General features: G+C 62.3%; 19 protein-coding genes, 5 tRNA genes and 1 pseudogene. 12 read left to right on the forward strand and 13 right to left on the reverse strand.

Translation table 11 applies throughout. The annotated features are described in order from the left end of the window. Window positions 1-128, forward strand: a pseudogene (locus NH396_RS16600) (IS481 family transposase); the annotation flags it as partial. 473 nt (window positions 129-601) lie between these two features. Here NH396_RS16600 and polA read toward each other — a convergent pair. Continuing rightward, the gene (gene polA / locus NH396_RS16605) at window positions 602-3,490 is read right to left on the reverse strand and encodes a DNA polymerase I (RefSeq protein WP_253064979.1); all 2,889 of its coding nucleotides are present in this window, start codon (window positions 3,488-3,490) and stop codon (window positions 602-604) included. Between the two features lie 282 nt (window positions 3,491-3,772). Here polA and NH396_RS16610 point away from each other — a divergent pair, with 282 nt between their 5' ends. From NH396_RS16610 to speA, 3 genes are all read left to right on the forward strand, one after another. Continuing rightward, on the forward strand, window positions 3,773-4,102 hold the full coding sequence (locus tag NH396_RS16610; protein ID WP_082388170.1) for a DUF2782 domain-containing protein: 330 nt from the start codon (window positions 3,773-3,775) through the stop codon (window positions 4,100-4,102). Window positions 4,103-4,297: 195 nt separating this feature from the next. Beyond that, window positions 4,298-5,260, forward strand: a complete 963-nt coding sequence (locus NH396_RS16615) for a homoserine kinase (RefSeq protein ID WP_253064981.1) — start codon at window positions 4,298-4,300, stop codon at window positions 5,258-5,260. 175 nt (window positions 5,261-5,435) lie between these two features. Further along, the gene (gene speA / locus NH396_RS16620) at window positions 5,436-7,334 is read left to right on the forward strand and encodes a biosynthetic arginine decarboxylase (RefSeq protein ID WP_253064983.1); all 1,899 of its coding nucleotides are present in this window, start codon (window positions 5,436-5,438) and stop codon (window positions 7,332-7,334) included. Window positions 7,335-7,519: 185 nt separating this feature from the next. Here the strand turns inward: speA and NH396_RS16625 are convergent, their stop codons facing one another. Beyond that, complete coding sequence (locus NH396_RS16625; RefSeq protein WP_253064984.1) at window positions 7,520-8,260, reverse strand: fumarylacetoacetate hydrolase family protein; 741 nt, start codon at window positions 8,258-8,260, stop codon at window positions 7,520-7,522. Between the two features lie 194 nt (window positions 8,261-8,454). Then, complete coding sequence (gene thpD, locus NH396_RS16630; protein WP_306424430.1) at window positions 8,455-9,561, reverse strand: ectoine hydroxylase; 1,107 nt, start codon at window positions 9,559-9,561, stop codon at window positions 8,455-8,457. Between the two features lie 588 nt (window positions 9,562-10,149). On the opposite strand from thpD, the gene NH396_RS16635 reads away from it, so the two are divergent. From NH396_RS16635 to NH396_RS16650, 4 genes are all read left to right on the forward strand, one after another. Further along, window positions 10,150-11,073, forward strand: coding sequence for a CsgG/HfaB family protein (locus NH396_RS16635; RefSeq protein ID WP_253064985.1), 924 nt, complete (start codon window positions 10,150-10,152; stop codon window positions 11,071-11,073). A gap of 25 nt (window positions 11,074-11,098) precedes the next feature. Then, complete coding sequence (locus NH396_RS16640) at window positions 11,099-11,956, forward strand: hypothetical protein (protein ID WP_253064986.1); 858 nt, start codon at window positions 11,099-11,101, stop codon at window positions 11,954-11,956. Window positions 11,957-12,072: 116 nt separating this feature from the next. Further along, window positions 12,073-12,456 carry a hypothetical protein gene (locus tag NH396_RS16645; protein WP_253064987.1) on the forward strand — a complete coding sequence of 128 codons (384 nt, stop codon included), beginning with the start codon at window positions 12,073-12,075 and terminating at the stop codon, window positions 12,454-12,456. Window positions 12,457-12,803: 347 nt separating this feature from the next. Further along, window positions 12,804-13,889, forward strand: coding sequence for a sigma-54 dependent transcriptional regulator (locus NH396_RS16650; protein ID WP_290441828.1), 1,086 nt, complete (start codon window positions 12,804-12,806; stop codon window positions 13,887-13,889). 131 nt (window positions 13,890-14,020) lie between these two features. Here NH396_RS16650 and NH396_RS16655 read toward each other — a convergent pair. The 9 genes from NH396_RS16655 to NH396_RS16695 all read right to left on the reverse strand — a co-directional run bounded on the left by NH396_RS16655 (window position 14,021) and on the right by NH396_RS16695 (window position 19,486). After that, window positions 14,021-14,095 (reverse strand) — tRNA-Gln (locus NH396_RS16655). Window positions 14,096-14,098: 3 nt separating this feature from the next. Then, a tRNA-Phe gene (locus NH396_RS16660) sits at window positions 14,099-14,174 on the reverse strand. A 77-nt stretch (window positions 14,175-14,251) separates the two neighbouring features. Then, a tRNA-Thr gene (locus NH396_RS16665) sits at window positions 14,252-14,327 on the reverse strand. 49 nt (window positions 14,328-14,376) lie between these two features. After that, window positions 14,377-14,451, reverse strand: a tRNA-Gln gene (locus NH396_RS16670). A 5-nt stretch (window positions 14,452-14,456) separates the two neighbouring features. Beyond that, window positions 14,457-14,532: transfer RNA gene (locus tag NH396_RS16675), tRNA-Phe, on the reverse strand. Between the two features lie 104 nt (window positions 14,533-14,636). Further along, the gene (locus NH396_RS16680; protein ID WP_176675968.1) at window positions 14,637-14,948 is read right to left on the reverse strand and encodes an oxidative damage protection protein; all 312 of its coding nucleotides are present in this window, start codon (window positions 14,946-14,948) and stop codon (window positions 14,637-14,639) included. A 137-nt stretch (window positions 14,949-15,085) separates the two neighbouring features. Then, window positions 15,086-16,258: an A/G-specific adenine glycosylase gene (mutY, locus tag NH396_RS16685; protein WP_253064988.1), complete on the reverse strand. Its 1,173-nt coding sequence runs from the start codon at window positions 16,256-16,258 to the stop codon at window positions 15,086-15,088. 110 nt (window positions 16,259-16,368) lie between these two features. Continuing rightward, window positions 16,369-18,762 carry an AsmA family protein gene (locus NH396_RS16690; protein WP_253064989.1) on the reverse strand — a complete coding sequence of 798 codons (2,394 nt, stop codon included), beginning with the start codon at window positions 18,760-18,762 and terminating at the stop codon, window positions 16,369-16,371. Window positions 18,763-19,000: 238 nt separating this feature from the next. After that, window positions 19,001-19,486 (reverse strand): acetyl-CoA sensor PanZ family protein, encoded by a 486-nt coding sequence (locus NH396_RS16695; RefSeq protein WP_253064990.1) that lies wholly within the window; start codon window positions 19,484-19,486, stop codon window positions 19,001-19,003. A gap of 260 nt (window positions 19,487-19,746) precedes the next feature. Here NH396_RS16695 and hisB point away from each other — a divergent pair, with 260 nt between their 5' ends. The 4 genes from hisB (at window position 19,747) to hisF (ending at window position 22,715) form a co-directional block, all read left to right on the forward strand. Then, entirely contained in the window at window positions 19,747-20,340 is a 594-nt protein-coding gene (hisB, locus tag NH396_RS16700) for an imidazoleglycerol-phosphate dehydratase HisB (protein ID WP_043336716.1), read from the forward strand. A gap of 86 nt (window positions 20,341-20,426) precedes the next feature. Then, on the forward strand, window positions 20,427-21,068 hold the full coding sequence (gene hisH, locus NH396_RS16705; protein ID WP_054555217.1) for an imidazole glycerol phosphate synthase subunit HisH: 642 nt from the start codon (window positions 20,427-20,429) through the stop codon (window positions 21,066-21,068). A 115-nt stretch (window positions 21,069-21,183) separates the two neighbouring features. Beyond that, entirely contained in the window at window positions 21,184-21,930 is a 747-nt protein-coding gene (hisA, locus tag NH396_RS16710; protein WP_166019619.1) for a 1-(5-phosphoribosyl)-5-[(5-phosphoribosylamino)methylideneamino]imidazole-4-carboxamide isomerase, read from the forward strand. Window positions 21,931-21,941: 11 nt separating this feature from the next. Then, window positions 21,942-22,715: an imidazole glycerol phosphate synthase subunit HisF gene (gene hisF / locus NH396_RS16715; RefSeq protein ID WP_176675964.1), complete on the forward strand. Its 774-nt coding sequence runs from the start codon at window positions 21,942-21,944 to the stop codon at window positions 22,713-22,715. A gap of 109 nt (window positions 22,716-22,824) precedes the next feature. Here hisF and NH396_RS16720 read toward each other — a convergent pair whose 3' ends face one another. After that, window positions 22,825-23,673, reverse strand: a complete 849-nt coding sequence (locus NH396_RS16720; protein ID WP_253064992.1) for a CHAD domain-containing protein — start codon at window positions 23,671-23,673, stop codon at window positions 22,825-22,827. Window positions 23,674-23,726 lie beyond the last annotated feature (53 nt).

Genomic DNA, 23,726 nt, shown 5'->3' on the forward strand with positions numbered 1-23,726 from the left:
ATAACCACCACATTCCTCAGAGAGCACTACACCACAAAGCGCCTATAGCAGCAATGAAGGAGTGGCAGGTCGAACGACCTGAGCTGTTTACGCAAGCTATAGTCAATCAGACGGAACCCGACACCTAGCAACTTATTTGCGAATGACAGCCTGAACCAATCTTCTAATATTCTCCTTAATAAAGCAGAAGAACTTGACGCTTTCTTGTTAAATAATTTTCAACAGCTTAGAAATGGTCTTAATGACAACTACCTATGTCTGCATCCATATTGGAATTGTGATCGCGATGGTTTTTTTGGAAACGAAGAGGATGACGTAAAATACCAAGACGCCCTAATTAAAATGCGCGAGTTAATCAACGACTACAGAATCGCCTATAGAGATTTCATAATAACTATCAAGACAAATTTAGCGGTATAACTAGTTAAGCTGATATCTAGCCAAACAGCTATAAAATAGAAACCTCAAGAAAACCACAGAACAATAAAATCTTGATCTCATAATGCCCCACACGAAACTCATGGGGCATTATGACTCCAAGCATTACACTGAATTACTGTCTTTCAAGAAAGCACCCCAACTAAAATGCAATCTTGACAAGTCAATGCGCTTCTTCCCAGTTGTCGCCTTGCTCGACTTCGACGAGCAGCGGGACGTCGAGGGAGGCGGCGTTCTGCATGCGCTGCGCGACGTCTTTCATGAAGTCTTCGACCTGCGCTTCGGCGACTTCGAAGACGAGTTCATCGTGTACCTGCATGACCATCATGGCGTCGTATCTGTCGGCACCGTCGCTGCCCGCCAGCCAGGCGTCCACGTCGATCATGGCGCGCTTGATGATGTCGGCGGCGCTGCCCTGCATCGGGGCGTTGATGGCGGTGCGCTCGGCGGCAGCACGGCGCGCATGATTGCGCGAGCCGATTTCCGGCAGGTAAAGACGACGACCGAAGATGGTCTCGACGTAGCCCTGCTCGGCGGCGAGGTGGCGCGTGTCTTCCATGTAGGTGGCGACGCCCGGATAACGCTCGAAGTAGCGCTCGATGTAAGTCTTGGCCTGGCCGGGTTCGATATCCAGCTGACGCGAGAGGCCCCAGGCGGACATGCCGTAGATCAGCCCGAAGTTGATGGCCTTGGCACTGCGACGCTGATCACTGCTGACCTTCGCTTCCTCGGTGCCGAAGACTTCCGCGGCGGTGGCAGCGTGCACATCGCGATTCTCGGCGAAGGCCGAGAGCAGGCCCTTGTCACCGGAGAGGTGCGCCATGATGCGTAGCTCGATCTGCGAGTAATCCGCCGCGACGATGCGATAGCCGGTGCGTGCGATGAAGGCCTGACGAATGCGACGCCCCTCGTCACTGCGCACCGGAATGTTCTGCAGGTTCGGATCAGACGACGACAGACGCCCGGTAGCGGTGACGGCCTGATGGTAGCTGGTGTGCAGGCGACGCGTGGTCGGGTTGACCAGCTGCGGCAGCTTGTCGGTGTAGGTGCTCTTGAGCTTGGTCATGCCGCGATGGCGCATGATCAGCTTGGGCAGCGGGTAGTCCAGCGCCAGCTCCTCGAGCACCGCTTCGGCGGTGGACGGCGCGCCCTTGGGGGTCTTCTTCTTGACCGGCAGCTTCTGCTCCTCGAAGAGGATCTCGCCCAGCTGCTTGGGGGAAGAGAGATTGAACTCGCGGCCCGCCAGCTCAAAGGCCTGCTTCTCGATGTCGTGGATCTGCTCGGTCAGCTCACGCGTCTGAGCGTGCAGGCGCTCAGGGTCGATCGCGACGCCGTTGCGCTCGATGCGCGCCAGCACCGGAATCAGCGGATATTCGTAATCACGCAGCACCTCGCCCAGACGGCCCAGCTTCTCGATGCGCGGCATCAGCAGCGCGGCGAGGCGCAGGGTGATGTCGACATCCTCACAGGCATACGGCATCGCCTCTTCCAGCGCGATCTGATCGAACGTCAGCTGCTTGGCGCCCTTGCCGGCGATGTCGGTGAAGCTGATGGTGCTCTCGCCCAGATACTTGAGCGCCAGCGAGTCCATGTCGTGACGGGTCGCGGTGGAATTGAGCACGTAGGACATCAGCATGGTGTCGGCCAGCGGGCCGGCCACCGCGATGTCATAGCGCGCCAGCACCTCGATGTCGTACTTGAGGTTCTGGCCGATCTTGGTGATGGCGGTGTCGGCGAGAATCGGCGTCAGCGCCTCCAGCACGGCCTGGCGATCCAGCTGCGCGGGGGCATCCAGATAGCTGTGGGCGACAGGAATGTAGACGGCCTCGCCGACTTCCAGCGCCATGCCGATACCGACGATCTCGGCTTCCATGTAGTTGAGGCTGGTGGTCTCGAGATCGAAGCACAGCGAGGTGGCGTTGCGCACGCGCTCGAGCCACGCATCCAGCTCGGCCTGCTCGGTGATGGCGCGATAGTTGCGCTCCTCACGCGGCGGCAGCGCATCGGGCATCTCGTCGTCCTCTTCCGCCGCTTCCAGCTCAGGGGTTGGCGCAGCGGCGGCCTTGCCCTTGCCGGCGGCCTTGTCCGCGACCGGCGCGATGCTGTCGCCGAGCAGGTCATTGCCGGCGACCCCGCTGCCCTTCTCGTCGGCATGCGGCGTGGCCGCCATGTCGCCGCCTTCCAGCAGCTCCTTCAGCCAGGCCTTGAACTCCATCTCGCGGTAGAGCTCGACCAGCGCTGCGGTGTCCGGCGCGGCGATGGCGAGGTCATCCAGGCCATACTCCAACTCGCAGTCCAGCTTGATGGTGGCGAGACGATAGGAGAGATAGGCGTCCTCGCGATGCGCTTCCATCTTCTTGGCCAGCGTCTTGGCGCCACGGAAGCTGAGCGTCTTGATGCGCTCGAGATCGCCGTAGATGGTATCGAGGCCGCCTTCCATGCCCTGCAGCAGGCCCAGCGCGGTCTTCTCACCCACGCCCGGCACGCCGGGAATGTTGTCGACCTTGTCGCCCATCAGCGCGAGGAAGTCGATGATCAGGTTCGGCGGAATGCCGAACTTCTCGGTGACGCCGTCCACGTCCAGCGTCTCGTTCTTCATGGTGTTGACCAGGGTGATGTGCTCGTTCACCAGCTGGGCCATGTCCTTGTCGCCGGTAGAGATGACGGCATCACGCCCGGCTTCGGTCGCCATGCGCGCCAGGGTGCCGATGACGTCATCGGCCTCGACGCCTTCCACGCACAGCAGCGGCAGACCGAGGGCACGCACGCAGGCATGCAGCGGCTCGACCTGCAGGCGCAGGTCATCCGGCATCGGCGGACGCTGGGCCTTGTACTCGGGGTACATGTCGTCGCGGAAGGTCTTGCCCTTGGCATCGAAGACCACCGCCATGGGGCTGTCCGGATACTGGCGGATCAGGCTCTTGAGCATGTTGATCACGCCCTTCACCGCGCCGGTGGGCAGGCCCTTGGAGGTGGTCAGCGGCGGCAGAGCATGAAAGGCACGATAGAGATAGGAAGATCCATCGACGAGAACGATCGGCGTGGCGGCCATGAGCAGTCGCATCCGTAGGCTGAAGGGTGAGCTTGGGGCAAGCAGAGTCGGGGCCGAAAACCTCTCGGCAGCTATGGCTGTCATGATACGCAAGGGCTGCGGCGAGGCACAGTCGCCACCCTCGGCGCGTGTGTCTTCTGCGCCCGGCATTGATGGCGGGAAGTCGTGCACACTGCCGGCAAGAGTCGTAAACTGCGCCCATCAGGCAGGCATCGGGTATCACGCCGCATCGCCCGCCTTCAGGACTTCCGCGCACCGTACCTTGCGTCCAGGAGATTTCTCATGCGCTCGACTGCTTCCATTGCTCCGCATTCCCTGCTGCGCCTGCCCACGCTGCTGGCCACCGGGCTGCTGCTGGCCGTCACCGCCCTGAGTGCGCCGCTGGCCGTCGCCGAGAGCGAGGCCCCGAAGCCGCAGATCACCAGCCGTCAGCAGGATGACCGCCAGCTGCGCGAATACCGCGTCAATGGCCATCTGTATGCCATCGAGATCATCCCCAAGGGCGGCGCGCCCTTCTTCCTGCTCGACAGTGACGGCAACGGCAACTTCATCAAGTCCAGCGTCACCAGTGCCAGCCAGCTCAAGGTACCCGGCTGGGCACTGAAAAAGTGATAAGCTCGGCATCGGGTTCACGCGAGAGCTGAGCCAGCAGCGACAGGCATCACGCCCGCGGCATATCGCTTGCCCCCGGGCGTGACGGCATCCTTCCTGCATACCTACAACAACTCCTGTCAGCGCATTGCCGCCGCTTCGCTCCGGCGGCGCGCCACTGATGGGGCGGACACATTTCGGCGAGAAGAGTCACCCATGGCAGTCTTTACCCCCCTGAGCGACGCTCAGGTCGCAGAATTTCTGGCAGAGTACGACGCAGGCACGCTGACATCGCTTGAGGATGTCGCGCACGGCACCGAGAACTCGACCTTCTTCGTCACCACCGATCGCCGCGAGATGGTGCTGACCCTGTTCGAGCAGGGCGAGCATGCGGAACTGCCCTTCTTCGTCGAGCTGCTCGACTTCCTCGCCAGCCACCAGCTGCCGGTGCCGGGCCCGCTGCACGACCGCGACGGCCAGGCGCTCAAGGTGCTGGCAGGCAAGCCGGCGCTGCTGTTCCCGCGTATGCCGGGCAGCTGGCCGGTCTCGCCCAACGTGGCCCAGTGCCGCGAGATCGGCGCGGCGCTGGGGCGCATGCATGCCGTCTCGCAGCACTTCACCGGCCACCGCCCCAACACCCGTGACCTGCATTGGATCAAGCCGATGCACCACAAGGTGCTGGCGTATCTGAGCCCCGAAGACCAGGCGCTGATGGCCGACGAGATCGATGTCTGCGAGGACGTCTTCAGCGGTGTCGAGCTGCCACAGGGCGCGCTGCACGGTGACCTGTTCCGCGACAACACCCTGTTCGACGGCGACCGTCTCGGCGGCATCATCGACTTCTACAACGGCTGCACCGGCGACCTGATCTTCGATCTGTCGATTCTGGTCAATGACTGGTGCTCCAATGATGATGGCCGCCTGGACCCGGCGCGTTATGACGCCCTGCTCAGCGCCTATCTCGCCGAGCGCCCGATGAATGCCGACGAACGCCGCCTGTGGCCGAGCATGCTGCGCATGACCGCGCTGCGCTATTGGCTGTCACGCCTGCTGGTGGTCTACGTGGACCCGTCCGCCCACAACCTGACGCCGAAGGACCCGGCGCAATACCGCCAGCTGCTGGGTCGGCGCATCGAGGAAGGCGCTCTGCCGCTGCCCGAGGCCACGCAACCGGCCTGATCGGCACCTTGCGTACTGACCGAGTCGTCAAAGCAATTGCCTGCTGGCCCCCAGCAGGCATAATGCGCCCTCTGAGCGCCCGCATCCGTGCGGGCGTCATTGTCTTCTCCGGTGCTGCCCGGCTCGCGGCGCGCCACCGGACTTGTCTTCACGCCGTCCACCTCCGGAGACCGCGATGACTTCCTTTGCCGCCGAAGCCCGCCGCACCTACAACATCGACCAGTGGGGCAGCGGCTATTTCGACGTGGGCCAGGATGGCCTGACACTGGTGCGCCCGCATGGCGAGCCGGGCACGCCTGCGCTGTCGCTGATCTCGCTGATCGACAAGGCCCGCGCCCAGGGCCTGCGCCTGCCGTTGCTGGTTCGCTTCGCCGATATCCTGCATGACCGCGTCGAGCAGCTGTGCGCTGCCTTCGATGCCGCCATCAGCGCGCGCGGCTATGGTGCCAGCTACACCGCCGTCTACCCGATCAAGGTCAATCAGCAACGTCGCGTGGTCGAGGAGCTGCTGGCGACCAGCGAGCGCTCACGCGGGCGCGTCGGACTGGAAGCCGGCAGCAAGCCGGAACTGCTCGCGGTGCTGGCGCTGTCGGACAACGGCCCGTCGGTGATTGTCTGCAATGGCTACAAGGACCGCGAATACGTGCGTCTGGCGCTGATGGGCGAGAAGCTCGGCCACCGCGTGCATCTGGTGGTCGAGAAGGCCAGTGAGCTGGAACTGGTGCTGGAAGAGGCCAGGCGTCTGGGCGTGCGCCCGCGCATCGGCCTACGCGCGCGCCTGGCCACCATCGGCAAGGGCAACTGGCAGAACACCGGCGGCGAGAAGTCCAAGTTCGGCCTGACTGCCAGCCAGATCGTCGCGCTGGTCGAACGTCTGCGCGAAGTGGATGCGCTGGATTGCCTCAAGCTGGTCCACTTCCATCTTGGCTCCCAGATCGCGGACATCAGCGATATCCAGCGCGGTCTGGCCGAGTGCGCGCGCTTCTATCAGGGCCTGCACGAAGCTGGCGCCGGCGTGGAGATCGTCGATGTCGGTGGCGGCCTGGGCGTGGACTATGAAGGCACGCGCTCGGAAAGCGCCTGCTCGCTCAACTACTCGATGCGCGAATATGCCGACTATGTGGTCGGTGCCTTCCACGCCGTCTGTGATGCCCATGACCTGCCGCATCCGCACATCATTTCCGAATCCGGCCGCGCCCTGACCGCCCATCACGCGGTGCTGGTGACGGATGTGATCGGCGAGGAGCGCGTGAACCTGCCGCTGCCCGCACGCCGCGAGGACGATGCCCAGATCGCTGCGCTGTGGGCCCAGGCTGCACGACTGGAGGGTCAGCTGGAGCCGCGTGAGCTGGTGGAGATCTACCACGCCGTGGTGCATGCCCAGCATCAGGTGCAGGAACGCTTCGTGATGGGGCTGGCGAGCATCGCCATCCGCGCCGAGGCCGAGGCCATCTACACCAACGTGTGTCGCAGCCTGGCCGGGCGTCTCGATGCGCGCCAGCGCTCGCACCGTGCGGTGCTCGATGAGCTCAACGAGAAGCTGGCCGACAAGCTGTTCGTCAACTTCTCGCTGTTCCAGTCACTGCCGGACATCTGGGGCATCGAGCAGATCTTCCCGATCCTGCCGCTGACCGGTCTCGACCGCGCGCCGACACGACGTGGCGTGATTCAGGACATCACCTGTGACAGCGATGGCCGCATCGACACCTATGTGGATGACCAGGGCCTGGACGCCACCCTGCCGCTGCCGGAATGGCATGCCGATGAAGAGAAGCTGCTCGGCTTCTTCATGGTCGGCGCCTATCAGGAAATCCTCGGCGATCTGCACAACCTGTTCGGCGATACCGATTCCGTGGATGCCAGCCTCGACGACGATGGTCAGTGGCAGCTTTCCCATGCGATTCAAGGTGATAGCGTGGCGCAGGTGCTGCGCTACGTGAACTTCGACCCGGAGCAGCTGGCCGCACGCCTCGCGCGTCAGCTCAAGTCATCCAACCTGAATGCGCTGGAGCAGGCCGATCTGCTCGAAGACCTGAAGGCCGGTCTCGACGGCTACACCTACCTGGAGAGCTGAGACAGAAGCCCAGACAGCAAAAGCCCCTGCCGGTGACCCGGCAGGGGCTTTTCTTTTTTAACCCGCTCGGGGCTGCTTTCAACTCCCTCAGGGCTACTACTTACTCGCTCAGGGCTGCTGTCAACACGCTGAAGGCTGTCCTGAGCCAGCTCAAGTTCGGGGGCAGGCTGGAACAGCCCCAGACGTCATGCCACGCCGCGAGTGCGCGTCTCGATGCGCAACAGCTCGCCGCTGCCATCCGGGGCATCCAGCGCCAGTGCCAGTGCCAGTGCCTGATCCGGATTCAGCTCGCCGACGCCTTCCGGCGTGCCGGTCAGCACCACATCACCGGGAAGCAGGGTGAAGCTGTGGCTGATTTCACTGAGCAGCCGCGCGACGGGGAACAGCATCAGGCTGGTATCCGCCTGCTGGCGCTGCTCGCCGTCGATGGCGAAACAATAGTGAAGCGCCTGGAAATCCACGTCGTGCAGCTCGCCATCGGCATCGCGCCAACGTGGCCCTTCCAACGCCACGAAGGAAGACAGCGGACAGCTGCCATCAAAGGCCTTGGCCAGCTCCCACGGCTGGCCCTTGGCCTTGAGCTTGCTCTGGCGCTCACGCAGGGTCAGGTCCAGCGCCAGGCCCATGCCGGCCAGTGCTTCCAGCGCCTCTGATTCGCTGGCTTCACACAGCGGTTTGCCGATCAGCAGCGCCAGCTCGGCCTCGTAATGGTACTGACCGCGCCGCCGAGAGATCGCCAATGGCTTGTCCATCGGCGTCACGCTGGTGGCGGGCTTGATGAACAACAGCGGCTCGCTGGGCACTTCATTGCCGAGCTCCGCGGCGTGGGCTGCGTAATTGCGGCCGACACAGACCACCTTGCCGAGGTCATGAGCGAAGACGCGACCATCGCTGAAACGCGGGGTGAAACGCTGAGCAAGCGGCATGCAGAACTCCTGTCGGGGCGTGATGGAGGGTCAATGAAAGACGATCAATGAGAGATATCGCAATGATACGTCGCCCCGACAGCCTGCCACTACCACACCAACGTCCGAGATTTCGCCGCCTGAGCGCAACCCGGCGTTGTGCAGTTCAGTCCACTTCGGCCTTCAAGCCAGGTCTTCAAGTTCAGTTTTCCAGCTCAGTCTTCAAGTTCGTCCCAGCCACCATCGAGACGGTGCGCAAGAAATTCCGGGCGCGGACGCGCGGCGGCAAAGGGTGCCTGCATCGCGTTGTCGACACGGTTGTAGACGAAGAAGGCGTTGCTGCGCGGGTCCGGCGACATGTTGGCATTGGAGCCATGCAGCGTATTGCAGTCGAACATCAACAGACCACCAGCGGCACCGGTCGGTGCTTCGATACCACGTTCGGCGATCAGCTCGCTCAGCGCTTCGCGCGAGGGAACCCCGACTTCCTGCGCCTGCAGGGACGACTTGTGGTTGTCTTCCGGTGTCTCGCCCAGGCAATGCACGAAGACTTCATGCGAGCCGGGAATCAGCATCAGCGGACCATTGAAGTGATGATTGTCGGTCAGGATGATCGAGGCGCTGACCGCGCGCATCTCCGGCATGCCATCCTCGGCGTGCCAGGTCTCGAAGTCCGAGTGCCAGTTGAAGCCCTTGCCCTCGAAGCCCGGCTTGTAGTTGATGCGCGACTGGTGGACATAGACATCGCCCCCCAGGATCTGACGCGCGCGATCGACCAGGCGCGGGTCCTCGGCGAGCTGACGGAAACGCTCGGACAGGAAATGCACGGCGAAGATGGAGCGAATCTGGCGGCTCTTGGGCTCGGTGATGGTGAAATCACGTCCCTGCCACTCTTCGTTGTCGAGCAGCGCTGCCAGCTCGGCCTTCAGCGCCTCGACTTCCTCCGGTGCCAGGAATTCCGGCTCGAACAGGAAGCCATCGCGCTCGAAGCGCTTGAGCTGCTCGGCGCCCAGCGGCCCCTCATCGGCACGCGAGTTCACGACGGGCTCGCGACGCTTCTGCCACAGGTGCTGCGGCGGCTGGCTCAGACGCGTCGGATAGGCATCTCGTGAGTGATCGGAGCCACGGTCGCTGCCCGACTTGTCGAGATAGGCTTCCGGCGCCTGATCACTGTCGGCATTGGTCTGCCGGGCGTCCAGCTGCTGCTTGGAGGTTTCTGCAGCGGCGCTGCCGTTGCCACCATCGATCTGCTCGTGTTGACGTTGCTTGGACGAGAGAGCGGAAGTGGCGTTGTACGAAGTCATATGGCGTGAAGCTGTCATCGTGCTCTCCTTAAGGCATCAGTGTCTTGCATTGAGGAAAGTGGAATCTGGCGTTCTAGCATGCGGCTTGCCCGCAGTGTCCCACCTATGGGCCATACAACAGACTTCAACCCCAAGATTCATGAAAAAAGCATAGAGATCTGATCCGCAAGATCGTTAAAAGACCATCCAATCTCACACCACTCCCGCCATCACCCTTCTCAAGAAAACATGAGGCCGTCTGTGCCTCGCGAATGACAAAATCCTTCAGTCATCCCCTCTCGCCAGTTCTGGCTCATCCTGTTGGCACTGAATCTCATCTTCCGTGAGATAACCGGCTTAATCAACGGCTCACCACTGGCACCATGCCCGTGGTATTTCCCCTCACTTCGCTTCGCCATTTGCAAAATGCATCGCGCGCAACATCGCGCATTAATGCGTAAGTGTCTGTGAAATATTGTGAAATTATTTGGCACGCTTCGTGCCCCTAGGAAAGCACGGCAGAACAACTGATAGAGACATATCAGAGAAAAATAACGGCGCAGGATCATGCGTCACACCAGGGGAACTTCCAGCATGTTTAAGCCACGGATATGCATGGCCGCTTGCATGGCCACAGTGCTGGGGGGCTGCGCCGCTGTCGAACCGAAATTCGACAATGTCGAACCGGTCGTAGGGCCACCAGTCACCTCCAACAATACGCCATATAGCGAATGCCTCGTATCACTCAGTCGAATTCAGGGAGCCACCAACCTGCCTGTGATTGCAGTGGGTCAGGTGACGGACAAGACCGGTCAACGCAGTTACTCCACCGTGACAGAGAGTGCTGCCGTGACCCAGGGCGTATCCGAGATGCTGATAAGTGCCCTCTACAAGACTCGCAAGGTGCATCTTACCGAACGCCTCGATGTGCGAGTCCCGCTGGCTGAGCAGCAGCTTTTCGAGAACAAGGCAATGGCCTACTCGCCGCGCAAACTGGCAGTTCTCCCTTCGCATTTCGTGGTTCTCGGTGCTCTTACAGAGCTCAATTACAACATTTCAAGCGGCGGTGCCCGCCTGTTTGTCAGCGGAATCGGGGCCGGACTGCGCACTGCAGTCATCAATGTCGGCCTGGACCTGCGCATGGTCGATATCCGCACCTTCCGCACCGTCTATGTCACCAGCCTGCAGAAGCAGGTGGTGGGTTACGAAGTCGAAGCCGGTATCTACCGCTTCTTCGGCAATCAGTTGGTCGAGTTTGATTCCGGCGCAGTGCGCAATGAACCACTGCAGCTGGGCGTGAGATCAGTCGTGGAGATGGGCGCGTACCAGCTTCTGACTGAAGGCCTGGGGCTTCCTGTACCTGCGGGACAGGAATGCGAGCTTCACCCGGGACAGCATGTTGCAGACGACGATAGCAACACGCAGCAAGTGGCCGCAGCCAATACCAGCAGCAATCTATCAAGTGGCAATGAAGTAAATGAAGCAGTCGCAACACCGTTGCAGGCAACACCCGCATCAGCAGTACCGGCAGCATCCAGCGCAGCACAATAAGTCAACATTCATGAGGAACATGACAATGACTACCTATAACAAGCTCGCAGTCGCCATCGGTCTCGTAAGCGGCATGATGATGACAAGCCAGGCGCAGGCCTTCGATAACGTGGACTGGGATTGGGATGGACAGGTGAATACCGATGTCGACATTGACGTCTATATTGACCCGCAAATCAAAGATCCAGGTGGCCTGGTGATGGTCGAAAGTCTGCAGAAGCAGATCGGTGATGTCAGCTCCGAAGCCATCGTCAGTGATGTCAGCTACGGCGCTGCAGAAGCAGGAACGCCGAGCATCGACCTGCTCGACAGTACGAGCTCCAGCTCCTTCGCGATTTCAGGTGCCCACTCAAGCAAGCATGGCTCCAGCGCTTCCGCCGCGGCAGCAGCAGCGGCAGAGGCCAGCGTCGATGTCTACGTGACCTATGAGGGTTCGACCCCCAATCCTGACATCACCAAGCTCGAGTCCCTGGAGAATGCCGCCACTTCGGTGGGCAACAATGTCTCGGTGGATAGTGATGCCATGGTCAACCTGCACAATGAGCAGTTCTTGGCGGGTTCTGGTGGCTATTTCTTCTACCCGGGCACTGCTGAAGTCGAGTCCTTGGCCAAGGTCGACAACATTCTCAACCTGAGCGTGGACAATGCCGCGACCTCCGTGGGCAACAATATGTCGGTCACTCTGGATAGCACAGATATCGATAGCGCCCTGATTGCCGACAATACCCAGATGAGCTTCGCCAACATCAGCTCGACTGCCAAGGTCAGCAACATCACACTGGATCTGCCGCCGGCAGGCAGCTTCGAGGGCCCGGTCATCAACAACGCGGCCACCTCTGTGGGCAACAACATGTCCATCAGCGTCGGCCCCGTTACTCCGTAAATCCTCAACAGGCAACCAACACACGCGGGGCGACCCGCGTGTGTTTCAGTACCTGCCGACATCAGAAGTCTCACGCATCAGACACTGCATCTTTCACAGAGCGAAAGGAGCAAGACATGAATGCCTTTACACGTCTCAGCCTGGGGGTCGTCAGCGCGGGATGCCTGCTGGCCACGACTGCCAGCGCCAACTCGCTGATGGGGCCCTTCCCTTACGACTTTCCGGCTCGTAGCGCAGAATCCGCCCTGATCCTCTACGAGAGCAAGAAGGCCGGCAGCCTGGGGGAAGGGTCCGATACCAATATCGGGGAATACACTCTCAATACCGGCAGCAGCACCTCGATCGGCAACTGGCAACAGATCGAACAGACGCTGAGTGATGGTTCCACCGGCACCATCGATGGCACGGCGGATCAATCCGCGGATGGTAGCTCTCAGACATCATCGACTGACTTCACCATTACCCACAACAACGGAGATGAAGAGGAAGACGCCCAGTGATGCACTGCCCGGGACAGTCATCAGCGGCAAGACAGACCATCAGATACCAGGGCTCACCCTTTCAGCGTGAGTAGAGAGTTGGTCAGCCAGGCTGAGCGTCGAGACTGAGAAGTCTGCCACTCAGGGGGAGCGGAAAAAACGCACTAAAAGCCGCCATGATCATCTCGCACAAGTCATTAACCTCTATATGGGTACTCGATAAACCCCCAAGACGAACACTCAACGCTGGAGAATCCAGACTCTCCGGTGAGGCTGTCACCAGAAGCAGCCCGACAATGATTCTTTCGCAGCCCGCTCACACAAAGCGCAGGCAATGCAGAAAGACCAGCAGCAAGGGAACAACACTCATGACCGCACTGAAAGCTCATCAGGCTGCATCATCGGCTACCGCATTGAATCTGGCTGACGATATCTCCACTACCTCGCGGGTAAGGGAACTACCGGTAAAGCGACCTCGCGGTTTTGGGGAGTTTATCGGAGACTCATCGGCCATGCAGACGCTCTATCGCACTCTCATCCAGGTCGCCCACTCGGACGCTCCCATCTTCATCACCGGCGAAAGCGGCAGCGGCAAGGAATTGTGTGCCACTGCCATTCACCGCCATAGCCCGGTACGTGACGGCCCATTCATCGCCGTCAATTGTGCCGCCATTCCGGCAGAGCTGCTGGAGTCGCAATTGTTCGGACATGTGCGCGGGGCTTTCACGGGGGCCGTGAGCACCCAGCAGGGACTCGCCGTGGCGGCAGATGGGGGGACGCTGTTTCTCGATGAGATCGCGGAGCTGCCGCTGCCCTTGCAGAGCAAGCTGCTGCGCTTCCTGCAGACGGGGCAGGTAATGCCGGTGGGCGCCACGCGCACGGTAGAGGTCAATTGCCGCATCGTGTGCGCCACGCATCAGAACCCGCGGGTACTGGTCGATACTCACCGCTTCCGGGAAGACCTCTTCTATCGTCTGCACGTCATTCCACTCAAGGTGCCGCCACTGCGCGAGCGCGGTCAGGATATCCTGGAGATCGCCACCGGGCTGCTGGGGCGCATGGCAGGCCACGAGGGCAAGCGCTTCACACGACTCAGTGTATGTGCCGAGCGTCAGCTGCTGGCCCATGACTGGCCCGGCAACGTGCGGGAGCTGGAAAACACGCTGCGGCGCGCCATCATCCTCAATGATGGTGAGGTGTTGACGGCCGACATGCTGGATTTGCCCTCCAGCACGGCGCATCGCACGCCGGTCAGCCACAATGTGTCTGAGGGCAACGAGACCACATTGCGCCCGCTATGGATGGTCGAACGCGAGGCGATCGAGAGCGCCATCAGCGCCTGTGATGGCAGCATCCCCCGCGCTGCGGCGATACTGGAGATCGCGCCCTCCACCATCTATCGCAAGCGCCTGAGCTGGCTGGCAATGCACCCGGAAGAGCCCACCTCGCACTGAGGTGAGCGCCGGACCACGGCATGCCCTGTCGCCTTCCAGACCTTTGCTCCAGACGCAGAAAAGCCACCCCGAAGGGTGGCTTTTCTGTTGGCTGCCGAATTCATCCTGCGACTGCATCAGCTAGCCAGAATTGGCTGGGGTACCAGGACTCGAACCTGGGAATGCCGATACCAAAAACCGGTGCCTTACCACTTGGCTATACCCCAATTTGGTGGCCAGAGACGGAATCGAACCGCCGACACGGGGATTTTCAATCCCCTGCTCTACCAACTGAGCTATCTGGCCAACCTGAAGACACAAAAAAAGCCGCCAAGGCGACCTCTATATCGTGTGTTCTTCGCTCATCGACAGAAGCCTGAAGATGGTGCCGGCTAAAGGAGTCGAACCCTCGACCTACTGATTACAAGTCAGTTGCTCTACCAACTGAGCTAAGCCGGCACAAAGAACTCATGATATGAGTCTTCTTACTACGTTACTGCATGTCAGCTGGCTGGGGTACCAGGACTCGAACCTGGGAATGCCGATACCAAAAACCGGTGCCTTACCACTTGGCTATACCCCAACACTTGGTGGCCAGAGACGGAATCGAACCGCCGACACGGGGATTTTCAATCCCCTGCTCTACCAACTGAGCTATCTGGCCCTTGCCAACGAGGACGTATTAAATAGAAAACCTTTCCCGACGTCAACCCTTGCTTATCAAGAATTTGGCGTCGTAATTCGCCTTCCGCCGTCCTCGCCGGCCACTCAGACTTCGTAGCCCTGTCCGCCCTGCGATTCGCCCTTGGCGGCGGCGTCCGTCGGCACGAAACCTTCGGCCTGGTCCGTCTCCTGGTTGTTGAAGAAGCGATCCATCTGCTCCATCAGATAGCGACGGCTGTCGGCATCCATCATGTTGAGGTGCTTCTCGTTGATCAGACGCGTCTGCAGCGCCTGCCACTCTTCCCATGCCTGCCTGGAGACGTTGGACCAGATGTCCTGGCCCTTCTCGCCCGGCAGCGGCGGAAAATCGAGACCCGGCAGGTCCTGGTCATACTTGCGGCAATGTACGGTGCGCATGGGTAACTCCGTAAGAGGACTGGATGTCAGTGCGGATGAGCGCCGAGCCTTCGCCAGACGCCTTAACTGTTCCTCATTCTCGCACGCCTGGGCCGCTTTGCCCCAGACGTACGGCCGATGCCGACACCGACAAGGCCTCACAGGCCGAACAGATCATCCGTGCAGCGCGCCAGCAGCGCCTTGACCGGCGCCGGCAGGCCCACGGCGTCTGGCGCGGCGGGGTCGACGAAGCGACGGTCGGCGGCCGACTCGCTGACGCTCCCGGCTGCTTGAGCTGGCGCAAGCCCTGCCTCGCCCAGCTGTATCGGCTGCGGCGTGATGGTCAGCCGGAAGTGGCTGAAGACATGCTCGAAACTCGCCAGTGGCGCCTCCAGATGGGCGCCGCGGGCTTCGCGGGCGACCCATTCCCGCGCGGCCTCGCGGTCCTCGACCAGTGGCGGCGCCCATAGGCCGCCCCAGATGCCCGTCGGCGGACGGCGTTCCAGCAGGACCCTCCCCGCCTCGTCACTGACCAGCAACATCAGTGTCTGACGCGTCGGTATGGTCTTCTTGGGCTTGCTCTCGGGGAAGCGCTTCTCTTCGCCACGCGCATGCGCCACGCAGACTTCCTCGAAGGGGCAACGCGCGCAATCGGGCTTGCTGCCGCGCGTGCACAGGGTGGCCCCGAGATCCATCATCGCCTGGGTCCAGTCCGCCAGCCGCACCTGCGGCGTGTAGCGCTCCGCAAGCGTCCACAGCTTGCGCTCCACCGCCGGACGGCCCGGCCAGCCCTCCACGGCATGCAGACGTGCCAGCACGCGCTTGACGTTGCCATCGAGAATCGGCGCCCGCTGTCCGGTGCTGATGCTGATGATCGCCCCGGCGGTCGAACGGCCGATGCCCGGCAAGGCCGACAATGCCTCGACACTCTCGACCGGGAAGGCACCGTCGTGCTCATTCACGACCTGCTGAGCGGCCTTGTGCAGATTGCGCGCCCGCGCGTAGTAGCCAAGGCCCGTCCACAGGTGCAGCACGTCATCGATATCCGCCGCCGCCAGCACCGCGACATCCGGGAAGCGCTCCATGAAGCGGGCGTAGTACGGCAGCACCGTCGCGACCTGGGTCTGCTGGAGCATGATCTCCGAGACCCAGACGCGATACGGTGTGGTGTTCTCCTGCCAAGGCAGGTGCTTGCGGCCATGCTCATCGAACCAGTCGAACACGCGCGCCTGAAACGCCTCGGGACTGAGGGCGATGTCTTCGAAGCCGGGCGTGGCGTGGCTCTCGGGAGCTGTCACGTCTGGCGTGGCAGCAGTGTCAGGTCGCGCCATCAAAACTTCCTCTGCTCGTGCCATGGTCGACGCCATGGCCTGGGCTCAAACGGCAGCACGCCAGCCCCGAGGAGCTGGCGTGCCGGTCTTGCTGCGAAGGGAGCGCGTGATCAGTTGAACAGCCCCTGAATCGCGCCCTTCAGCTTGTCGCTGGCGCCTTCGCCCAGCTTTTCGTCGATCTTCTTGCGGGTATCTTCGTCGAGCTTCTCATCCAGCTTCTCGCTGACCTTCTCGCCCGCCTTGCGCTTGGCTTCTTCCTTGGCCAGTTCCGCTGCGGCACTCTGGAAGCCTTTCTGATCGAAGCCACACCACTCACCCGGCTCACCGCTCAGGTTGCCTTGGCACTGCACCGGGAAGCGCAGCTTGATCAGACGCGGATTGACCGCACAGGCCGCGTCATCCGCGCCCTCGATGAAGCGCGCCGCCACGTTGTAGTCGAAGGCCTCGGTCGGCAGGTTGAGCTGGCCCTTGCCGTCCAGCGCGATGCCCGGAATCGCCAGGGCGAGATCCTGATTGCTGATCACGCCATTGGTGACCGTGAAGCTGCCCTGCGCGCGCTCCAGCGGCGTATTGGCCTTCCATTCACGTGAGGAGGTCTTGCCACTCAGCGTCGCCACGGCAGTGCACATCTCCCTGGAGATATTGACGTCGAGCACCTCGCCATTGCGAATCTCGAAGTTGCCCTTGCCGTTCAGATTGCGTTTGATGCTGTCGATCTGATTGGTGCTGGTGGTGTAGTCACCATTGAGCGTCAGGCGACCACGCAGGATGCCCTTCTGCTCCGGCGCCAGCGCCTTGAGGAATGGCGCGATATCCAGATTGGTCAGCTTCTCGCCGAAACTCATGCTCAGCGGTGTCTTGCGGCTGTCGATGCGCGCATTGGCCGCCAGCGAGCCGCCGTAGAGGCTGGCCGTCAGGCTATCGAGCTGCTGTACACCCGGCTGACCGGACAGCTTGGCGCTCACCTTGTTCATCTCGAGACCCGAAGCGATCAGCGTGCCGATATCCAGCTGGCCCTGAAGGCCCAGCGTCTTGAGCAATGCCACCGGCAGCAGCTCCGCGTCACCATCGGCCGCATAGACCGGCGCGATCACGCCCGCCGTGAGCGCTTCTCCCAGGCTTGCCGTCTTCTCGTCTGCGCCCGCCGGTGCCAGGTAGTCATCGAGATTGAGCGCGTCGACATCCAGATCGAAGGTGATCTGCGAGGCATCGAAGGACGAGCCGAGGCGCCCATTGAGGGTGGTGTCATCCAGCGCCATCACCAGGTTGGTCAGCTGCACCTGCGACATGTCGCCCTTGAACGGGCTGGAGAAGGCCAGCGAGGTCAGCGCGCTGCTCTTGGCGGTCTGCGGCGCGTCCATGCCGACACGCGTCATCCACGCCTTGGGCGACAGCGGTGCCAGCTTGAACTGGCCGCTATAGCTGAGCGCATCGCCGGTGATGTCCTTGGCCTTGAGCGCCCCGCTGAGGCGCAGGTCACTGCCGGAGGTCAGCAGCAGGTTCTCAAGATTTGCCGTGCCCGCCGCCAGGTCGGCTTCGGCACCGAAGGTGGCTTTCAGCGGCAGGGCCTTGTCACCCAGCGCGGCCTGATGGAGCGTCGCGTCCAGCTCGGCGCCATCGGCCAGATACAGCTGCTTGTCGGTATCCAGCGTCAAGGTGTCGATATCCAGCGCCACGCTCTGGTCCTTGTCACCCAGCGACGGCATGCGCGTGGTGGTATCCAGGCTCACGCCGGTCAGCACATGACGGCCGCCCTGCAGGTCCAGCGCCACCTTGCCATCGAGGCTGACGGTGCTCTGAAGTTCCGGCTCACGCCCATCGGCCACGAACGACAGCTCGACCGGGAAGGCCTTGTCGGGGCTGACGTTGGAGGAGGTCAACGCCACGTCGTTGAGCGTCATGTCGAGCCCGCTGGCCGCGTCCTGATAGGCGATCTGACCATTGGTGACCTGCACCGAGGCGATATCGAGATTGACCGCCATGCTGCCGGCGCCATTCTGCACCGACGGCGTCGTGTCATCCGCCAGCGCCACACCGGCGCTCTTGGCCGGCGGCAGCGCTTCATCCGCCGCGCCACTGTCGGCAGCCGTCGCCGCATGCTCAAGCAGGCTTTCCCAGTTGCCACGCCCCTGTGCATCACGCTCGAGCGCCAGCTTGAGGCCGTCGAGGAAGACGCCTTCGACTTCGACCTCACCGCTCAGCAGTGGCGTGAAGGACACGCCGACTTCCGCGCGGTCAAAGGAGGCAAACGGTGACTGATCACGCTCCTGCTCCGGCAGCCAGGCTTCGGCATCCTCGACACTGACGCCGAGACGCGGATAGAAGGACCAGTCCAGCGGGCCGTTCAGGGCCAGTTCCAGCCCCGCCTGGTCCTTGACCGCCTTGACCAGTCGTGGCTTGAGATCATTCGGATCGAGGAAGGTGGTGACATAGATCACCCCCGCCACGACCACCAACGCCAGTACCCCGACGATGGCCAGCAAGGCTCTGAACAGTGCTTTCATCTGCGTCCTCCCTTTGACACGATGAGAATTGCTGCGGCGCCTCATTCCAGAGGGCAGCATTTGAGATGGCGCTGTGGGCTTGCGGCATCAGGTGATGCCCTTTCTGCCGCTCATCATCGAGCACGCATGCCGTGCATCGTCCTCTTGCTCGGCAAAAAGCCTCAATGCGACCTCGATGATGACACAGGCGGTGGACAGGTCGCGTTGACGTCAGTTCCGCATCCGGCAACGACCGGGTTCACTCCTGCGCCAGCACGAAGCCGTCGCGGGCGGGGTCTCGCACATAGCCGAGACGTGATACCAGCAGCTCGTCGGCCAGGGTCAATCCCTGACTCGGCACGACCAGCAGACGCTGGGCACTGGCCGCTTCCAGCGACAGCAGGGCCATCAGACGCGTACCGACACCGCGTCGACGCGTGCTCTTGCGCACGCAGCAATGGCTGATCTTCCAGGCATCGCCTTCATCCTCGCAGAGCAGCGCGCCGATATGACGATCGTTGAAGAAGGCGCTGCAGAAGCGATGTCCCGCGGCGAGATTGGCTTGAATGAAGTCGTCCGGGGCAAGCGGAAGACGCTCACCGGGAGCTTCGTGATAGATACGCGACAGGTCGATGCGGACTTGCTCATCGGTCTGCCAGCGCGCGTGGTCGATCATCTGAAGAGTGACCGGCATGGTGAATTCCTCGCCCGCGACATGAATGCCCGCCATTGTAGCGGATGCCATTGTCCTTTCTCTATAATGATGGGTCGGGCAGGCACGCAGACGCCGCGCCTGCCGCCGATCAGGCGCCCCGCCGACGGCTCTCTGCCGTCGTCAATGCCCTGATCACGATTTCGATTGCGACATCACATGACAATAACCACATGATGCGCACTTCCCGGCCGGACTGGACACACGCCTCTCATACCAAAGGCCCCAGACTGCGCCCAGACCCCATCGGCCTCGAAGCCGCTGATGGCGTCACCGACCGCTGGAGAGACATCATGGTAGAGCGTATCGCCGAAGTTCATCGCAACACCTCGGAAACCAAGATCCGGGTCCGCATCAATCTGGACGGTGAAGGCAAGCTGAGCGCCAACACTGGCGTGCCCTTCCTCGAACACATGATGGACCAGATCGCCCGTCACGGCGTGATCGACATCGAGGTCGACTGCGATGGCGACCTGCATATCGATGACCACCACACCGTCGAGGACATCGGCATCACCCTGGGACAGGCCTTCGCGCAGGCACTGGGCAACAAGGCCGGCATCCGCCGCTACGGCCATGCCTACGTACCGCTGGATGAAGCCCTGTCGCGCGTGGTGATCGATTTCTCCGGTCGTCCGGGGCTGTTCATGCAGTGCGAGTTCACCCGCGGCAACATCGGTCGCTTCGATACCCAGCTGTTCTGGGAATTCTTCCAGGGCTTCGTCAATCACGCTGGCGCCACCCTGCATATCGATAACCTCAAGGGTTTCAATGCCCACCACCAGGCCGAGACCATCTTCAAGGCCTTCGGTCGTGCCGTGCGCATGGCGGTGGAAGAGGACGAGCGCATGGGGGGCCGTATCGCCTCCACCAAGGGCTCATTGTAAACAGGGCTCGCTGTAAACGAATGATCCGGGCGCCAGACGCCTGACATCCAGCGCCGGAGCCTGCCTCCGGCCTTCGGGAGAAAGACATGACGATTGCCGTCATCGACTATGGCATGGGCAACCTGCACTCCGTCGCCAAGGCGCTTGAGCACGTGGCCGACGAGAATGTCGTGATCACCAGCGACCCGCGTGCCATCCGCGGTGCCACCCGCGTGGTGCTGCCCGGCCAGGGCGCCATCCGTGACTGCATGGGCGAGCTTGAACGCGCCGAGCTGCGCGGTCTGGTCGGCGAGCTGTTGAGCAACCACAGCAAGCCACTGCTGGGCGTATGCGTCGGTCAGCAGATGCTGATGGAGCGCAGCGAAGAGAACGGTGGCATCGATTGCCTCGCCTACTTCAAGGGCGACGTGAAACGCTTCGATGACCAGCAGCTGGACGAACATGGCCAGCGCCTCAAGGTGCCGCACATGGGCTGGAACCATGTCGCGCACACCCAGGGCCACGCGCTGTGGGAAGGTATCGAGGACAACTCGCGCTTCTACTTCGTGCACAGCTTCTATGTATCGGCCAGCGAGCGCTCCAAGGTCTACGGCGCCACGCACTACGCCGGTGCCGAGGCGCACGTCGCCATCGGTGAGGGCAGCCTGTTCGCGGTGCAGTTCCACCCGGAGAAGAGCGCGGCCGCCGGCCTCAAGCTGCTCGAGAACTTCGTCCGCTGGCAGCCCTGAAGGCTCGCCCGCGTGACCCTCGGCGTCTGTCTCGCGTGACGGACGCCGATACATCCGCCTTCGATATACCGACGACAATACAGGCGTGACAAGACACGCCGAGAGGACACCCGACATGCTGGTAATCCCCGCGATCGATCTCAAGGACGGTCAGTGCGTACGCCTGAAGCAAGGCCGCATGGAAGACTCCACCAACTACGGCGATGACCCGCTGGCCATGGCCGCGCGCTGGGTCGAGGCCGGTGGCCGCCGTCTGCATCTGGTCGACCTCAACGGTGCCTTCGAAGGCAAGCCGGTCAATGGCGACGCCGTGACACGCATCGCCCGCGCCTACCCGGAGCTGCCGATCCAGATCGGTGGTGGCATCCGTGATGCCGCGACCATCGAGCACTACCTGGAAGCCGGTGTCGGTCAGGTCATCATCGGCACCAAGGCCGTGAAGGAACCGGCCTTCGTCGCCGAGATGTGCCGCGCCTTCCCGGGCCGCATCATCGTCGGTCTCGATGCGCGTGACGGCTTCGTGGCCACCGATGGCTGGGCTGAAGTCTCCACCATCAAGGCCACCGAACTGGCCAAGCGCTTCGCCAACGACGGCGTGTCCTCCATCGTCTATACCGACATCGCCCGCGACGGCATGATGCAGGGCGTCAACATCGAAGCCACCGTGGCACTGGCCCGCGAGGGCGGTATCCCGGTGATCGCGTCCGGCGGCGTGACCAACCTGGATGACATCCGTGGCCTGGCCGAAGTGGCCGATCAGGGCATCCTCGGTGCCATCACCGGCCGCGCCATCTATGAAGGCAGCCTGGACATCGCCGAAGCGCAGGCGCTGTCCGACGCCATCACCGGCCGCAAGGCCTGAGGGGAGCGATCATGGCACTCGCCAAACGCATCATCCCGTGTCTGGACGTCGACGCCGGTCGTGTCGTGAAGGGCGTCAACTTCGTCGGTATCCGCGATGCCGGTGACCCGGTCGAGGTCGCCAAGCGCTACAACGAGCAAGGCGCCGACGAGATCACCTTCCTCGACATCACCGCCAGCGTCGACAACCGTGGCACCACGGTCGACATGGTGTCGCGCATCGCCGGTGAGGTATTCATCCCGCTGACGGTGGGTGGCGGCATCCGCACCTGTGAAGACATTCGCACCATGCTGAATGCCGGCGCGGACAAGGTCTCGATCAACACCGCGGCCGTGTTCAATCCGGACTTCGTGCGCGAAGCCGCGGAACGCTTCGGCAGCCAGTGCATCGTGGTCGCCATCGACGCCAAGCGCGTCAGCCAGGACGGCGAGACACCGCGCTGGGAGATCTTCACCCACGGTGGCCGCAAGCCGACCGGACTCGACGCCGTCGAGTGGGCGAAGAAGATGGTCGAGCTGGGCGCCGGTGAACTGCTGCTGACCAGCATGGACCGCGATGGCACCAAGGCCGGTTTCGATCTCGGTGTGACACGCGCCATCTCCGACGCCGTCAGCGTGCCGGTGATCGCCTCCGGCGGTGTCGGCACCCTCGACCATCTGGTGGATGGCGTGCTTGAAGGCGGTGCGGATGCGGTGCTGGCCGCCAGCATCTTCCACTTCGCCGAGTACACCATCCCCGAAGCCAAGGCCTACATGGCCGAACGTGGTATCGAGATGCGCCTGTAAGCGCAGCCGCAGGGTAGTTCAGGCAGAAACGCGAACGCCGCCATTTCCTCAGGGAATGGCGGCGTTCTTGTCTGCAGAGACGCAACTTCGGCTCAGGCGAGAACAGTGCTCAGACGTAGCCCAGCTTCTTCAGCGGCTTGAGCGCCTGCGCGAGTCGCTGGTCGGCAAGCGTCATGATGTCCGCGACCAGGTGCTTCTCGGCGGCGGGCAGCATCACGCGCTCCCCGACCCACAGCGCCAGCTCCGCCAGGTCATGCTGATTGCCCAGCCGCGCGGCCGCCTTGTCGAGCAGTTCCGGCTCGCGGCGCCGTCCGTGACTCGGTGACTCGAGCTTCCGCGCGGCTGCCTCACCCAGCGCCTCGTGCGCCAGTGCCAACTGGAACATGCGGTACTTGACCCACTTGCGCAGCCGGTGAGACGTCTCGATCTCACGCTTGCTGACCACCTGCGCCGCAAGCTTGCTGATGCGATGACGACTGAACTCCAGCCCGATGTCGAGCTCCTCCACCGTCAGCGGTACCGCCTGCCAGGCCGCCCGCTCCTCGCTCAGCAGCGTCTCGAGGGGCGCGTGATCCAGCTCGCCTTCGGGCTCGCTGAGCGAGGCACTGGTCAGCCCCGGACGCAGCGCATCCAGCAGGCGCTGACTGCGCTCATCCACCCAAGCGTAGGCGCGACCATGGGTCTTGCGCAGCATGTGCGCCTCGCGCGGCCCGGCCAATGCCTTGGCGACGGCGCGCGGACGCGCCTGATGCTCACTCACCGCCGACTTGCCCAGTGACTCACGCCGCAGTTGCCACCAGCCGCGCAGCTGCTTGCAGTCGACACGCAGCGCATGTACATCCGCCGCGCCCAGCGTCGGCTGCGCGAGACGCTCACGCATGGCGTCCAGACGCGCCTGAATCACGCCATTCAGCGCTGCGTTCATCGGAGAAGAATCCTGCTGACGGGTGTCGCTCATCTGTCTCTCCAATAACGGCTGGCCAGTCATCACTGGCACCAGGATGGCCCGAA

Source organism: Cobetia sp. Dlab-2-AX, from assembly GCF_024124625.1.
GTDB lineage: Bacteria > Pseudomonadota > Gammaproteobacteria > Pseudomonadales > Halomonadaceae > Cobetia.

Coding starts and splice junctions, on each gene's coding strand:
- hisB (WP_043336716.1), top strand. CDS start 19,747: ATGGTAGAGCGTATCGCCGAAGTTCATCGCAACACCTCGGAAACCAAG.
- NH396_RS16625 (WP_253064984.1), bottom strand. CDS start 8,260: ATGCCGCTTGCTCAGCGTTTCACCCCGCGTTTCAGCGATGGTCGCGTC.
- speA (WP_253064983.1), top strand. CDS start 5,436: ATGACTTCCTTTGCCGCCGAAGCCCGCCGCACCTACAACATCGACCAG.
- NH396_RS16645 (WP_253064987.1), top strand. CDS start 12,073: ATGAATGCCTTTACACGTCTCAGCCTGGGGGTCGTCAGCGCGGGATGC.
- polA (WP_253064979.1), bottom strand. CDS start 3,490: ATGGCCGCCACGCCGATCGTTCTCGTCGATGGATCTTCCTATCTCTAT.
- NH396_RS16635 (WP_253064985.1), top strand. CDS start 10,150: ATGGCCACAGTGCTGGGGGGCTGCGCCGCTGTCGAACCGAAATTCGAC.
- NH396_RS16610 (WP_082388170.1), top strand. CDS start 3,773: ATGCGCTCGACTGCTTCCATTGCTCCGCATTCCCTGCTGCGCCTGCCC.
- NH396_RS16695 (WP_253064990.1), bottom strand. CDS start 19,486: ATGGCATCCGCTACAATGGCGGGCATTCATGTCGCGGGCGAGGAATTC.
- mutY (WP_253064988.1), bottom strand. CDS start 16,258: ATGGCGCGACCTGACACTGCTGCCACGCCAGACGTGACAGCTCCCGAG.
- thpD (WP_306424430.1), bottom strand. CDS start 9,561: ATGACAGCTTCACGCCATATGACTTCGTACAACGCCACTTCCGCTCTC.
- NH396_RS16720 (WP_253064992.1), bottom strand. CDS start 23,673: ATGAGCGACACCCGTCAGCAGGATTCTTCTCCGATGAACGCAGCGCTG.
- hisH (WP_054555217.1), top strand. CDS start 20,427: ATGACGATTGCCGTCATCGACTATGGCATGGGCAACCTGCACTCCGTC.
- NH396_RS16640 (WP_253064986.1), top strand. CDS start 11,099: ATGACTACCTATAACAAGCTCGCAGTCGCCATCGGTCTCGTAAGCGGC.
- NH396_RS16615 (WP_253064981.1), top strand. CDS start 4,298: ATGGCAGTCTTTACCCCCCTGAGCGACGCTCAGGTCGCAGAATTTCTG.
- hisA (WP_166019619.1), top strand. CDS start 21,184: ATGCTGGTAATCCCCGCGATCGATCTCAAGGACGGTCAGTGCGTACGC.
- hisF (WP_176675964.1), top strand. CDS start 21,942: ATGGCACTCGCCAAACGCATCATCCCGTGTCTGGACGTCGACGCCGGT.
- NH396_RS16680 (WP_176675968.1), bottom strand. CDS start 14,948: ATGCGCACCGTACATTGCCGCAAGTATGACCAGGACCTGCCGGGTCTC.
- NH396_RS16650 (WP_290441828.1), top strand. CDS start 12,804: ATGACCGCACTGAAAGCTCATCAGGCTGCATCATCGGCTACCGCATTG.
- NH396_RS16690 (WP_253064989.1), bottom strand. CDS start 18,762: ATGAAAGCACTGTTCAGAGCCTTGCTGGCCATCGTCGGGGTACTGGCG.